General features: G+C 66.4%; 15 protein-coding genes and 1 pseudogene. 6 read left to right on the top strand and 10 right to left on the bottom strand.

Going from position 1 to position 12,694, the window contains the following annotated elements:
* Positions 1-234 precede the first annotated feature (234 nt).
* Positions 235-1,110, top strand: coding sequence for a DUF2971 domain-containing protein (locus AB4Y78_RS15505; RefSeq protein ID WP_068424861.1), 876 nt, complete (start codon positions 235-237; stop codon positions 1,108-1,110).
* A 281-nt stretch (positions 1,111-1,391) separates the two neighbouring features.
* Here AB4Y78_RS15505 and AB4Y78_RS15500 read toward each other — a convergent pair whose 3' ends face one another.
* Positions 1,392-1,781 (bottom strand): heavy metal-responsive transcriptional regulator, encoded by a 390-nt coding sequence (locus AB4Y78_RS15500; RefSeq protein ID WP_259909135.1) that lies wholly within the window; start codon positions 1,779-1,781, stop codon positions 1,392-1,394.
* A gap of 127 nt (positions 1,782-1,908) precedes the next feature.
* On the opposite strand from AB4Y78_RS15500, the gene AB4Y78_RS15495 reads away from it, so the two are divergent.
* Positions 1,909-3,117, top strand: coding sequence for an MFS transporter (locus tag AB4Y78_RS15495; RefSeq protein WP_259909134.1), 1,209 nt, complete (start codon positions 1,909-1,911; stop codon positions 3,115-3,117).
* A 174-nt stretch (positions 3,118-3,291) separates the two neighbouring features.
* On the opposite strand, the gene AB4Y78_RS15490 is transcribed toward AB4Y78_RS15495, so the two are convergent.
* The 6 genes from AB4Y78_RS15490 to cmtR all read right to left on the bottom strand — a co-directional run bounded on the left by AB4Y78_RS15490 (position 3,292) and on the right by cmtR (position 8,386).
* On the bottom strand, positions 3,292-4,050 hold the full coding sequence (locus tag AB4Y78_RS15490) for a cytochrome c biogenesis CcdA family protein (protein WP_259909133.1): 759 nt from the start codon (positions 4,048-4,050) through the stop codon (positions 3,292-3,294).
* Positions 4,047-4,502: a TlpA disulfide reductase family protein gene (locus tag AB4Y78_RS15485; protein WP_259909131.1), complete on the bottom strand. Its 456-nt coding sequence runs from the start codon at positions 4,500-4,502 to the stop codon at positions 4,047-4,049. The genes AB4Y78_RS15490 and AB4Y78_RS15485 overlap by 4 nt, the downstream gene beginning before the upstream one ends.
* A 282-nt stretch (positions 4,503-4,784) precedes the next feature.
* Entirely contained in the window at positions 4,785-5,417 is a 633-nt protein-coding gene (locus tag AB4Y78_RS15480; RefSeq protein ID WP_259909130.1) for a vitamin K epoxide reductase family protein, read from the bottom strand.
* Positions 5,398-6,042: a DsbA family protein gene (locus AB4Y78_RS15475; protein WP_007926780.1), complete on the bottom strand. Its 645-nt coding sequence runs from the start codon at positions 6,040-6,042 to the stop codon at positions 5,398-5,400. Before AB4Y78_RS15475 ends, AB4Y78_RS15480 begins: the two co-directional genes overlap by 20 nt.
* Positions 6,039-8,003: a heavy metal translocating P-type ATPase gene (locus tag AB4Y78_RS15470; protein ID WP_375545577.1), complete on the bottom strand. Its 1,965-nt coding sequence runs from the start codon at positions 8,001-8,003 to the stop codon at positions 6,039-6,041. The genes AB4Y78_RS15475 and AB4Y78_RS15470 overlap by 4 nt, the downstream gene beginning before the upstream one ends.
* Positions 8,004-8,005: 2 nt before the next feature.
* On the bottom strand, positions 8,006-8,386 hold the full coding sequence (gene cmtR / locus AB4Y78_RS15465; RefSeq protein ID WP_259909128.1) for a Cd(II)/Pb(II)-sensing metalloregulatory transcriptional regulator CmtR: 381 nt from the start codon (positions 8,384-8,386) through the stop codon (positions 8,006-8,008).
* Positions 8,387-8,471: 85 nt separating this feature from the next.
* On the opposite strand from cmtR, the gene AB4Y78_RS15460 reads away from it, so the two are divergent.
* Together AB4Y78_RS15460 and AB4Y78_RS15455 are read left to right on the top strand one after the other, a co-directional pair.
* On the top strand, positions 8,472-8,849 hold the full coding sequence (locus AB4Y78_RS15460; protein WP_259909127.1) for an ArsR/SmtB family transcription factor: 378 nt from the start codon (positions 8,472-8,474) through the stop codon (positions 8,847-8,849).
* Complete coding sequence (locus tag AB4Y78_RS15455; RefSeq protein WP_259909126.1) at positions 8,849-9,784, top strand: cation diffusion facilitator family transporter; 936 nt, start codon at positions 8,849-8,851, stop codon at positions 9,782-9,784. Before AB4Y78_RS15460 ends, AB4Y78_RS15455 begins: the two co-directional genes overlap by 1 nt.
* Positions 9,785-10,063: 279 nt before the next feature.
* On the opposite strand, the gene AB4Y78_RS15450 is transcribed toward AB4Y78_RS15455, so the two are convergent.
* Both AB4Y78_RS15450 and AB4Y78_RS15445 read right to left on the bottom strand, forming a co-directional pair.
* On the bottom strand, positions 10,064-10,306 hold the full coding sequence (locus AB4Y78_RS15450; RefSeq protein ID WP_368246113.1) for a WhiB family transcriptional regulator: 243 nt from the start codon (positions 10,304-10,306) through the stop codon (positions 10,064-10,066).
* Positions 10,307-10,471: 165 nt separating this feature from the next.
* Positions 10,472-10,819 (bottom strand): hypothetical protein, encoded by a 348-nt coding sequence (locus tag AB4Y78_RS15445; RefSeq protein ID WP_259909125.1) that lies wholly within the window; start codon positions 10,817-10,819, stop codon positions 10,472-10,474.
* A 135-nt stretch (positions 10,820-10,954) separates the two neighbouring features.
* On the opposite strand from AB4Y78_RS15445, the gene AB4Y78_RS15440 reads away from it, so the two are divergent.
* Positions 10,955-12,144 (top strand): IS3 family transposase gene (locus AB4Y78_RS15440; RefSeq protein ID WP_259909124.1). Its coding sequence is split into 2 segments (ribosomal slippage): positions 10,955-11,233 and positions 11,236-12,144, totalling 1,188 coding nucleotides; the frame shifts between segments, so codons are not numbered across the junction.
* Positions 12,145-12,267: 123 nt separating this feature from the next.
* Here the strand turns inward: AB4Y78_RS15440 and AB4Y78_RS15435 are convergent.
* Positions 12,268-12,486, bottom strand: coding sequence for a hypothetical protein (locus AB4Y78_RS15435; RefSeq protein ID WP_259909123.1), 219 nt, complete (start codon positions 12,484-12,486; stop codon positions 12,268-12,270).
* A gap of 131 nt (positions 12,487-12,617) precedes the next feature.
* On the opposite strand from AB4Y78_RS15435, the pseudogene AB4Y78_RS15430 reads away from it, so the two are divergent.
* Positions 12,618-12,694 (top strand): annotated as a pseudogene (locus AB4Y78_RS15430) (Cd(II)/Pb(II)-sensing metalloregulatory transcriptional regulator CmtR); the annotation flags it as partial.

The following is a 12,694-nucleotide window of genomic DNA, read 5'->3' as shown; positions in this document are numbered from 1 at the left end:
AGCGGCAGCGATCCAAACGGCCCCGACCGGGCGCACCCCTCTCGGTTCAGACCGCGACACCTACCTGCAGCCAGTCCTGCGTGATCGCGGCAACAAGACCGCCACGGAGCGCTGCAAAAACCCCGCCACCAAGCGAACGAAGCCACACGATCGTCATCGCACGACCTGTTCGCCGTTAGCGGAGACCTCGAGCCAGTCACCGCGGCACTCCGGCTACAGGTGCAGGATCTGAACATGAACCCCGACGAGGTCGACCCTCCCGAGCGTCTTTGGCACTACACCAGCGGGGCCGGAGCCAGAGGTATCTTCACGTCGGGCACGTTGTGGGCTGGGCACCTTGGCTACATGAACGACTCAAGCGAGTTCGATCACGCCGTAGCCCTCAGTCTTGAGATCGCGCTCCGTCTCAGAGACGAGCTCGAAGATCACAAGGCCGGGCTAGAGAAGTGGATCAACTACCTCACCGACTCCCCACCGGAGAGGTGGACACCCAACGTCTTCGCCGTGTCGCTATCTGAGAGCGAAGACCTGCTCAGCCAGTGGCGTGCCTACGGAACGGGTAGAGGCGGCCCGTTCTGCATCGGCTTTTTGTCCGAGACGCTGCGCCAGCAGGCCCCGCGGATAAAGGTGCCCCGAGGTCGGGGCTGGCGGATGGTGAGGTGCATCTACGACGCCGACGAGCAGAGGACCATGCTTGAGGGACTGATGCGGGAGAACCTTCATTGGGCAGCGGAGGCCGACGCAGACCCTCACCTCGAGATCTCCAAAAAAGGTGCCGCCCTTGAGTTCTCGGCCCTCTTCAACGCAGTGTGGGGGACCGCGCCGATCTTCAAGCATCCCGCGTTCTCGGAGGAACGAGAGTGGAGGCTCATCCTCGGCCCCGTGGACCCGGCGAAGTTGACGGTGCACTGGGTAGAGCGACCGCACACCCTCGCGCCGTACGTCGAGTTCCCACTGCACGACGAAGGAGGGCACCTAGAAGACGTGTGGTGGATCGCTGGTCCCGGGCCACAGCAGCAGCTGGCGCAGGACGCGATAGGCACGATCGCCCGTTCGGCAGGGGTGACGCCTTATCAGGGCTGGTCCAGCAGGACTCCCTTCGTGCCGTAAGGGAAGTCTCGCTACGCGAGGTCGACGCCGGTAGCAGGCGGGTCCGCGGACGTCGCTAGAGGTGGCGACTGCTGGAGGATCGCTACGGTCGGCTTCGTGGCTCGCTACGCCCTGGGTGAGGCGATCGCGCCGTGCTGGCATGACGCGCTCGTGCGGATGGGGATCGTCACCGCACAGCTCGGTATGGCTCGGAAACGGACGTCAGTGGACCGCCAGCGCCTCCACTGCTGGACGGCGAGGTCGTCCCGCGCTTTGCTTACGGGGGGCGGGACCCGGCGGGGCTACAGGTAGCGACAGACCTGGCCGGCGTCGTTGGTGTCGGGTTCGTCGACGGCGACCCTTTCGTGGAGTTGAGACACGGTGGCTCGGAGGCCCTGGAGTGCGGCGATCTGGGAGTCCAGGTCGGCCAGCCTCTCGGCGAGCAGACTGTGGACGTGCTGGCACGGCGTGCGGCCGGCGTCCCGGATGTCGAGTACCTCGCGAATGTGCGTGAGTCTGAGACCGGCGGCGCGCCCACGGCGGATGAAGTCCAGCCGGGCGATGATCTCCGGAGGGAAGTCCCGATAGCCGCCGGTGGTGCGCGCGGCCAGAGGCAGCAAAGCGTTGGCCTCGTAGTAGCGGATCGTCTTCGTCGTTGTGCCGCTGGCCTCGGCCAGTTCCCCGATCAACACTGTCGCCTCCTACGCGCCTGACTTGACCTTCCCCTGCACTGGAACCTCCAGTATTTCCCACGCCAGCTTGGACCCAACAGCGGTACAACCGAACGCAGTCGACAGCAACAGCGAGCAGGAGTGGGCCATGACAGAGCGGACGACGATGGCGTCGCTTCTGCGGCAGGCGCCCTACCGGCGGCTGTGGGTTGCGCGCACGGTGTCGCAGTGGGGTGACGCGTTCAACACCGTCGCTCTGGCCCTGCTCGTCTACGCCCTAACCGGCTCGGGTCTAGGCGTCTCGGGCGTCGTGATTGCGGAGATCATTCCGGTGCTCGTGTTGGCGCCGATCGCCGGCGCGGTGATTGACCGGCTACCGCGGGTCCCGGTGATGATCGGCGCCGACCTGGTGCGCGCCGGGTTGGCGTTCGCGCTGCCCTTCGTCGACGGGCACGTGGCCGCGGTGTACGCGGTCGCGATCGGCCTGTCGGCGGCGGCGGTGTTCTTCAACCCCGCTGCGCAGTCCGTGCTCCCCGCGATCGTGCGCGAGCGGGACCTGGTCGCCGCCAACAGCGGGCTGTGGACCGCCGCGGTCATCTCGCAGGTCGTGCTCGCACCCCTCGCTGGGATCGTGGTCGTCAGCTTCGGCTACACCTGGGCGTTCTGGATCAACGCCGTCAGCTACCTGCTGTCCGCAATGGCCCTGCGGCGCCTGACCGTCCCCGCCGCGCCAGCGGTGACTACGCACACCTCGTGGTACGCCGACGCCACCGCCGGGATCGCCGCCATGGCCAGGCGTCGGCTGCTGCGGACGCTGGCCGCAGGACAGTTCTTGGCGGCGCTATCCGCAGGGGCCACCGGCGCCCTGCTCGTCGTACTGGCCCAAGAGCACTTGGCCCTGCGCCCTAGTGACTACGGTCTGCTACTGGGCGCAATCGGCGTTGGTGCGGCCCTCGGCCCGCTACTGCTGTCCCGGCTGACCGACGACCCGCGCCGCCCGGTCTACGTCCTCGGACCCTTCGTTCTGCGGGCCGTCGTTGACGCAGTGCTCGCCACCGTGACCGGCCTCGTCGCCGCCATGAGCGCCCTGCTCGCCTACGGCATTGGCACCTCCACGGGTGCCGTGACCTTCAACTCCCTACTCCAGGCCGAAACCCCGGAGAAACTGCGCGGGAGGGTGTTCGCCGGCTTCGACATGCTCTGGCAGTCCGGTCGGCTGCTGTCCCTGCTCGCCGGCGGGCTGCTCGCCGACACCCTCGGCATCCGCGCCGTCTACTACCTCGGCGCCGCCTTTCTCCTCGCGGCCGCGACCGCGGGATGGATCGGCCTACGCAAAACGACCAACATCAACGGATGAGGCTGTCCCGTTCACCGATCCTCCAACGGAACGCCCGTTGCCCGGGCGTCACCTGACCGGCAGGCCGGCGCCACCGAGGTGCTCGACGAGCCCCGTTGTCTACAGCGGAGGCCACACGATGAGCGGTCACATCGTGGCTCGGGAACTGACATCAGTGGGTCACGTTCCTTCGCATCAGAGGGGCACTTCCCAATCGCTGATGAGTCTGGTCTGCAGCCGCTGGACGATCGCATCCCAACCGCCGGTGAGCAGGAGTGTCCCGACGATGATCAGCAGGCTTGCGCCGACGACCTGGATCGCGCGCTGGTGTCGTTGCAGCCACGACGAGACCGGGGCCCAGCGCTCGTAGGCCGCGGCGATGAGGATGAAGGGCAGTCCCAGCCCTAGGCAGTAGGCCACGGCGAGAGCGACAGCTCGGGTGATCGAGGCGTCGCCGGCGAGGTTGAGCGCGAGGACCGCGGCGAGTGTCGGGCCCATGCAGGGCGCCCAGCCCAGACCGAACACGGCCCCGAGAACAGGGGCCCCGGCCAAGCCGGTGGCGGGCTTGATCGGCAGTCGGAAGGTCCGCTGCGAACCGGCGCCGAGGAAGACAAGAGCCATGAGAATCACCACGACGCCACCGACGCGCATCAGCAGCTCTCGGTGCTCAACGAGGGCGCGGCCGGCGGTGGCCACGAACATCGAGGCAAGAACGAAAACGAGGGTGAAGCCGAGGATGAACAGCAGCGCGCCCAAGACCATCCGGCCGCGGCTGCGCCTCTCCAGTGCTACGTCGGACAGGCCGGTGACGTAGCCGAGATAGCCCGGCACGAGGGGCAGCACGCAGGGCGTGGCGAAGGAAACGAGCCCGGCGAGGGCCGCGACGAGCGCCGCAAGAGGTAGAGCCCCGCTGGCGACCTGGTCACTGAGCCCGGTCGTGAAAGCAACGATCATCGGTCCCCCTCGGCGAGGGTGTCCTCGATCAGGCCTCGGAGGGTTGCCTGCGTGGTCGCTCCGAGGACAACCGCGGCGATACGACCCTGGCGGTCGAGGACAGCGGTGGAGGGTTGGGTGGTCATTTTGCCTTGCATGGCGATCGAGGTGGTGCCGGACTTGTCGTAGATCGAGGGCCAGACGAAGCCCCACGTCTTGGCTTGTGCTCTGCCGGTCGCTACGGAGGACTCTCGGAAGTTGATCCCGACGAGCTGCACGTCATCGCCCTTCAACTCCTTGTTGAGCGCGACGAGGTGTGGGGCCTCTTTGGCGCAGGGTCCGCACCAGCTGGCCCAGACGTTGACGACGACGACCTGGCCACGGTGATCGGCGCTGTCCCACGTCTGGCCGTCAAGCGTGTCACCAGCGAGCTCGACGGGTTCGCCCCGCTGGGTCTCGTCGAAGGCGGTCACGCTGCCGTCCCCGGATCGATAGCCGAGGTCTTGCTCATCCTTGGCGCCGGATGAGGAGCACGCGGCGAGCCCACTGGTGGCAGCGACAGCACTGGCCGCGGCGAGGAGACTTCGGCGGGAGGGACGACGTGCGGTCATTCGGGTCTCATGCTCCTGAGGTCGTCGCCGCGCGTGCGTGGATGCGCGGCGAGGTGTCGGGGTCGTCGTTCGTCAGCGCCGAGGCGGCTGGAGGATGCCGCTCGGCCTCTCGGCGTGATGGCGATTCGGTCCACGGGGCACTGATCACAGGAGCGTGACCCAGTAGTCCCAGAACCTGATAGCGATGAGCACGATGATCACCAGGTACCAAGCGGTCAAGACCGCTGCGCGGTACTCGATGAGCATCGCCACACCGCGGCGTGCGGGCGAAGCGACGGAGCCACGGTGACGCCGAAGGTTGTGGATGGTGGTGTGCCAGAAGACGGCGATGGTCACGACCCACACGACCATGCAATAGGGACACAGTGCGCCGATGACGTACAGGCTCTGGAAGATCAGCCAGTGAATGAACACCACCGCGAGGGTCACCGCGGCCTGGGTCGCGACCCACAACCATGCCCGAAGGCTTGTGCCACTGACCAGGACTGCTCCAAGCATGGCAAGGGCTGCGAACCCGGCGACTCCGATAAGCGGATTGGGGATGCCGAAGGCGTCTGCCTGCGGGGTGACCATGACCGAGCCGCAGGACAGGATCGGGTTGATGCTGCACGAGGGGACGTAGTCCGGGTTCTTGAGCAGCTCGATCTTCTCCACGAGCAGCACGCCGGCGCAGAGCAGCCCGACCAGGCCCCCGACGAGGTACAGCCAGCCCAGTCCGCGTGCGTTGAATGCAGCCGACGGAGTGACGACGGCCGGCTCAGTCTTCGATTGCGGCATCAAGCTTGGTCTCGAAGTCGGCGATGGTGGTCGGCTCGATCTTTTCGCCGTCGAGGAAGAACGTGGGGGTGCCGGTGACGCCCAGTGTCTGGGCGTCCTTCTTGCTCTGCTCGATGCGCTGTGCTGCGGCGGGGTCTTTCAGGCTGGCGCGGTACTGCTTCATGTCCAACCCCAGCTCCTGGGCATATCCCTCGAAGGTCTTCTCCTTGGACGACTCAGAGTGGCTCCACTCGGCCTGCGTCTCGAAGAGCTTGTCGTGCATTTCCTCGAACTTGTCCTGTTCACGGGCGGCCTCGGCAGCTAGCGCCGCGTTCATCGAGTTTCCGTGGAGGGGGAGGTAGCGCACCACGAAGGTCACATCTTTGCCGTATTTCTCTCGCAGGTCCGTCATGACGGGGTGGGCTGCGCCGCACGCTTCGCACTCGAAGTCGAGGTACTCCACGAACACTGCCTTCTTGCCGGAGGTCAGGCGAGGGCTGTCATCGCGCACCAATGGCGCGGACGCACCGCTTCCGGACCCCGTGGGTGCCGCTTCTTCGCCGGCCCGGCTGAACGTCACCGCAGCGACCAGTGCTACCAGGACCGCCACGATCATGGCCATGGACAGTTTCAGGCTCTTGCTCATCGGGTTCCAATCATCGAAGGGCGCTGCTGGCGCGCAGAGTAGTCATCGTTTCTGGCCTCAGGCTGGGAATGGCGCTGGGTGCGATTGGCTCGCAAACCGTTGGCGATGACGATGACCTCGGCGACCTCGTGGACCAGCACGACCGCGGCCAAACCCAGCACGCCGAACAGGGCAAGCGGGAACAGGACCGCGATCAGGGCCACGGACAGGACGACGTTTTGGGTCATGATCGCTCGTCCGCGGCGGGCATGTGCGAGGGCTTGTGGCAGCAGCCGCAGGTCGTGGCCGGTGAAGGCAACGTCTGCGGACTCGACTGCGGCGGCGGAACCGCTGGCGCCCATCGCGATACCGACGGTGGCCGTGGCCAGCGCGGGCGCGTCGTTGATGCCGTCGCCGATCATCGCCGTCGGGGCCGTGGCCATCGAGGCGCGGATGTGGTCGGCCTTGTCCTGGGGCAGGGTCTCCGCGTGAACTTGTCGGATGCCGGCTTCACTGGCGATGGCCTGCGCGGTGCGTGTGTTGTCCCCGGTGAGCATCACGGTGGACACCCCCTGCTGGTGCAGGGCGGAGATGGCCTGGGCTGCCTCGGGGCGCAGCTCGTCGCGGACGCCGATCACGCCGCACGCTTGATCGTTGACCTCGACCACAATGAGGCTCATGCCTTGGCTGGCCATGGCGTCGGCCTGCCCGCTCAGGTCGTGCGGGGCGACCCAGCGGGGGCTGCCAACGCGTACCCGGAGTCCGTCCACCAACCCGGTGACGCCGTGTCCGGCGTGCTCGTGGACGTCGCTCGCCGCAGGATGATCTGGTGAGGCAGCGACCACTGCCGCCGCCAGGGGGTGGGTGCTGGTGGCCTCCAGTGCCGCTGCCAAGGAGAGCACCTCCGCGTCGGTGTGACCGTTGGCCGCGTGGGTGGCCACCACCCGGGGCTCGTTGCGAGTCAGGGTGCCTGTTTTGTCGAAGGCGACGGTGCGGATCGTCCCGAGCTGCTCGAAAGCTGCTCCGGACTTGATGATCACCCCGAACTTGCTGGCCGAGCCGATCGCTGAGATCACCGTGACCGGGACCGCGATCGCCAAGGCGCAGGGTGAGGCCGCGACCAGCACCACCAGCGCACGCTCGATCCACGTCTGTGGGTCGCCCACGACGAACCCGTACGCCGCGATCAGAGCAGCGGCCAGCAGCACCAATGGGACGAGTGGTTGGGCGATGCGGTCAGCCAGGCGCGCACGCTCGCCCTTGTTCGCGTGAGCCTGCTCGACGAGCTCGACCATCTGGGTCAGGGAGTTGTCGCGCCCGTCGGCGACTGCTGTGATGCGCAACGTGCCCGATGTGTTGACCGATCCGGCCGCGATCTCGTCGCCGGGCGCGACTTCGACGGGGATCGACTCGCCGGTGATCGCAGAGGTGTCCATCCACGAGTGACCCGCCTCGACCACGCCGTCCGTGCTGACCCGGTCGCCAGCGCCGACGACGAGGACATCGCCCCGCCGAACCTGCTCCGCGGGGATCCGTTCATCAGTTCCCGCTCGTGAAACGACAGCGGTCTCTGGGATCAGGGACAACAACGCCCGCAGCCCGTGACGGGCCCGGTCCATAGCGCGGTCCTCAAGCGCCTCGGCAATCGAGAACAGAAAGGCCAAGGCTGCTGCCTCGCCCACGTGCCCCAGCAGGACGGCACCCGTACCGGCGATCGTCATCAGCAGGCCCACACCCAACCGGCCCTGCCCACGCCCCGTGACTAGGCGGCGGATCGCAGCCGGAGCAAACGTCCAAGCACCCGCAGCCAAGCCGATCGCGTAGGACAGCACGCTCAGGCCCTCGGCGCCGCCGAATTCCAGCAGCAGTCCGGTCAGCCACAGCACTCCAGCGGCGGCTGGCAGCGCCAAGCCCTGATCACGCCACCACGGCGCGAGATCCTCAGTCACGGGCCCGTCCGTTCCGCAACACACATCACTCATCGTCAGACCCTCTGCTCATCGGCAACCAGCGCAGGTGTATTCCCGCAGCACAACGGCACGTCGCAGTTCGCGTCCATGCAGGGGACCCCGTCGTCGACCGCCAAGACCACGTCCATCAACGACTCCAACGCCCGAGTCAGATGCGCATCGGCGATCTCGTAACGGGTCCGACGTCCCTCCGGTGCGGTGACCACGATCCCGCAGCCGCGCAGACAGGCGAGATGGTTGGAGACATTCGTGCGGCTCAGTCCAAGATCGCGGGCCAGCTGCGCCGGATAGCTCGCGTCCTGCAACAACGACACCAATATCCGCGCGCGAGTCGGGTCCGCCATCGCCCTACCCAAGCGATTGAGCACGTCCAGACGAGCAGCACTATTCAGCATTCAGTGACCATACATCGACGACTGACCCGTGAGCCAACCAAGGTATAGGCGCCAACGAATTGCTCCATGGAGGTAACATCGCTCTATGACGATCAATAGCCAAAATGAAAGCCCGACTGCGATGGAGGTGTCCGACGCCTGCGCTGCTTTGTTCCATGCCTTGGCCGAGCCCACGCGCTTGGCGCTCCTGAAGCACCTCTCCAGTGGGGAGCATCGGGTCCGCGACCTGGTCGACCACATGCACCTTGCTCAGTCGACGGTAAGCAAGCACTTGGCGTGCCTGCGGGACTGCGGGCTGGTGAGGGTGCGGACCGAGGGCCGCGCGTCGTGGATCTCGTTGACCGATCCGTCCCGACTGTCTGACCTGTTCGAAAGCGCGGATGCGCTACTGGCAGCGTCGGGCGCGTCGTTGTCCCTGCGCGAGCACCGTGACCACGACCAACTTGCGACCGAGGAGGCCTGATGGGATCCGACCACCACCACGGCACGGCAAATGGGCAAGCGGGCAGTGGCTTGCGCAACCGCCTTCTGATTGCTTTTGGCATCACCTCGTTCATCGTCATCGCGCAGGCGATCGGAAGCATCATCACCGGCAGCCTGGCGCTGCTGACGGACACCGCCCACGCTCTATCGGACTCCACCGGCCTGCTGGTCGCGGTCATCGCGGCCACCATGATGCTGCGGCCCCCCAGCAGCCAGCGCACGTGGGGCTTCGCGCGAATCGAGATCGTCGCTGCCCTAGGCCAAGCGGTGTTGCTGCTGCTGGTGGGTTCTTACGCGGCCATCGAAGGGGTCCGCCGACTGGTTGAGCCCACGCAGGTCCAAGCCAGGGAGCTGCTGCTCTTCGGCATCATCGGACTCGTCGCCAACATCGCCGCGATGGTGGTCCTGTCCTCCAGTCGCGACGCGAACTTCAACATGCGCGCGGCATTCCTCGAAGTGCTCAACGACGCCTTGGGTTCCCTCGGGGTGATCGTGGCCGCCATCGTGATCGCCACCACGGGGTTCCAACGGGCGGACACCATCGCCGGGCTGTTCATCGCGGCCTTGATCCTCCCCCGCGCTTACAAGCTCTTGCGCGAGACCGTGCGGGTGCTGATGGAGTTCACCCCGAAGGACGTCGACCTGGACGCCGTGCGGACACATGTCCTTGAGCTGGAGCATGTTCGTGAGGTCCACGACCTGCACGCCTCCACGATCGGCACTGGCCTGCCCGTCATCTCCGCGCACGTCGTGATCGACGACGAGTGCTTCGAGTCGGGCCACGCACCGCAGATTCTGGAGCAGATCATTTCGTGTGTGAAGGAGCACTTTCCCGTTTCCTTCGAACATGCCACCATCCAGCTGGAGACGACCGCAATACGAGAGCGAGCATGCACCTCGGTTCAACACACGTAGGGCGACCCCCCCCCGCCCTCCAGTTGACCGGTCGTAGTCGAGTTGCGGGGACCCACTCCTGGGCTATGAGGTCGCCCCCGGGTCGCGGGATGACGTGCGCCACGAGCGCGACCCACGTGGGCCCCTCCTGTGCCCATTGCAGAACCAGACCCTCGGTCTCAGTGCCGTCCTCGTGGGTGAGCCAGCAGTGCCGTCGACGGCGCGGCGTTGCTGGGGCCGGCTGGTCGCCTGTTGGTCGGTCTTTCAACGGCACGCCGGGTCGGGTGGGCGGTTGGGCTGTCATCTCACCCCACTGCCACGATCAACCCCACCCCACACGCCGATCCACTGGCCGCTGGCGTCTGCGTGATCGCCGCACTCGTCCCGGACGGGACATCGCTGGCAGACCATGATCGCGGCGGACACCTCGGGCCGACTGCCGTTGAGCGCCAGGAAAAACGTCTCGGCGGCGGATGCCTCCCCGCAGGCCGCATGGCTTTGCCACTCGGGGGCTTCTTTGAGTAGCTGAAGTATCGAGGCCATGTCGTCAGGGTCGCTGCCGCCACCGACAACCCCCACCCGAGAGCGACGAGGGGGCGCACTCCCGGTCCGTGCAGGAGGCCCCTCCCCCCGGGGGTCGGTTGAGGGGAGGGGCGTCCAAGACGCTACGACCCTGGGGTGACAACCCCAGCCCGGTCGTCGTCACGCTCAGTGGTCGACGGCGGCGCCCGCGATGATGACGACCACGATCATCAGCGATGACAGGTGGGCCACGTCCAGCGCCCACCCTCGCTCCTCGACCTCGGCGGCCACTAGTTCCTGACGGGCCTGCTCGTCGAGTCCAGGCGCCACACCCGCGACCAGCAACCCCTTGGCGACCTTGACGTCTTCCCTCTCCACCAACGTGCCCCGTGGCGGCTCCAGCGCCACGTCGTGAACGTGCAGCGCGGTCGTCGACCTGGCAGCCATCGCCTCGACGCAGCCGTTGAGCATCCCTTGAAGCGCCAGCGACCCCATGCCGGAGGACAGGAACGCCAGCCAGCGACTCTCGGGCATGACGTCCTCCAACCCAAAGGACGAACTGGGCGAGTCCATCACTGCCTGGTGGGCCAGGTGCTTGCACCGGGTCTGCCCCGAGTTGAGTTGACACCTGACCTCTGAGGTTTCGACCTCAGGCGGAAGGATGTCCCCGTGGCAAAGCCCTATCCCAAGGAGTTCCGTAACGACGTCGTGGCCGTGGCTCGCAAGGGCCAGGCCCCGCTGTCTCAAATCGCGAAGGACTTCGGCATCTCCGAAGGCTCGCTGGCGAACTGGATGAAGCAGGCCGACGTCGAGGACGGCCGGCGGCCCGGCCTGACCGACGACGAGCGCAAGCAACTGCGTGAAGCCAACAAGCGGATCCGGCTGCTCGAGCAGGAGAACGAGGTCCTCCGCCGGGCTGCTGCCTACCTTTCGCAGGCGAACCTGCCGGGAAAATAGTCTTCCCGCTCGTCCGTGAGATGGCCGCGACCGGTGCCCCGATCAGGGTGCCGGTCGCGGTGGCGTGCAGGGTCCTGGGCTTGTCGACCCAGGGGTACTACAAGTGGCTCAAAGACCCGGTCTGTCAGCGAGACTGGGACGACGCGCACCTCATCGACGTCCTCTACGACCTCCATGCCGACGACGCGACGCTCGGCTACAGGTTCCTCACCGACGAGCTCGACCTCGAGCACGGCATCACCGTCGGGGAGAACCGCGTCCACCGGCTCTGCCGCATCGCCGGCATCACCGCGTCACACCACAAGAAGCGCAGCAAGGCCGGTTCCACCGGTCCTGCGCCGCACGACGACCTCCTGGCGGTTGTCGACGAGCACGGTGTGGTCCGCCACAAGTTCGTTGCCGATGAGCCGAACAAGGTGTGGCTCTGGGACATCTCCGAGCACCCCACGCGGGAAGGGAAGCTCTACATCTGCGCGATCAAGGACGTGTTCAGCAACAAGATCGTCGGCTACTCCATCGACACCAGGATGAAGTCGTCCCTGGCCAGTGCTGCGATGCGCAACGCCATCGCGCTCCGATCGCCGACCGGGACCGTGTGCCACTCAGACAGAGGCGGTCAATTTCGAGCCAAGCGCACCCAGCGGCTCCTGGCGAACAACGACCTGGTCGGCTCGATGGGACGCTCCTACGGAGCCGGCGACAACGCCAGCATGGAGAGCTTCTTCTCCCTGTTGCAGAAGAACGTCCTCGACACCCGCCGCTGGGACACCCGCGAAGACCTCCGCCTCGCGATCGTCACCTGGATCGAAACCAAGTACAACCGCCGCCGCCGGCAACGCGCCCTCGGGAAGCTCACGCCCGTCGAGTTTGAGATGATCTACGCGACCGCAGAAGCGGCATAATCACTGCAAACCCCGAGTGTCAACCAGACCGGGGGCAGACCCACCTCTCGTAGACCCCACCGAGGTCCATCACGATTCCGTCATCTGCGCTCATGATTCTTGGCTCCATCTCCCCAGCGGGGGTTAGTTGAACAGGTCGTGGTCGTCGTGCTCGCCGGGGTCGACGACGTCCCCACTGGCCTCGTCGATCAGGACGTAGTCCCGCAGGATCGTCGAGCGGTCGGCCCCGGCGAGCAGCTGCCCGCCGTCGTTGGCGATGTCGCCCGCGGTGTACTCGTTTTGGATGACGTCGCGGCCGTAGAGGTCCGCGTCGTGCTTGCTGGAGAAACCTCCCTTGACCACCGACGCGGGTGTGACGACTCCCCCGCACTTGGGGTGCTTGGACTCGTCGCAGCCGGCGATCCCCTTACGGGCATGCGATCTGGGCTGACGCCTGTGACCGAGTGTTCAGTGCGTGCTGTATAGTTCAGTCCATGCTGACTATTTCTTCGCGTCTCGACGTGATGAACCGCCTGGGTCGTGCACTGGCCGACCCCACTCGATCCCGGAT

Source organism: Janibacter sp. RAF52 (assembly GCF_052114035.1).
Lineage (GTDB): Bacteria > Actinomycetota > Actinomycetes > Actinomycetales > Dermatophilaceae > Janibacter > Janibacter hoylei.
This window is presented reverse-complemented; position numbering and strand designations above follow the sequence as displayed.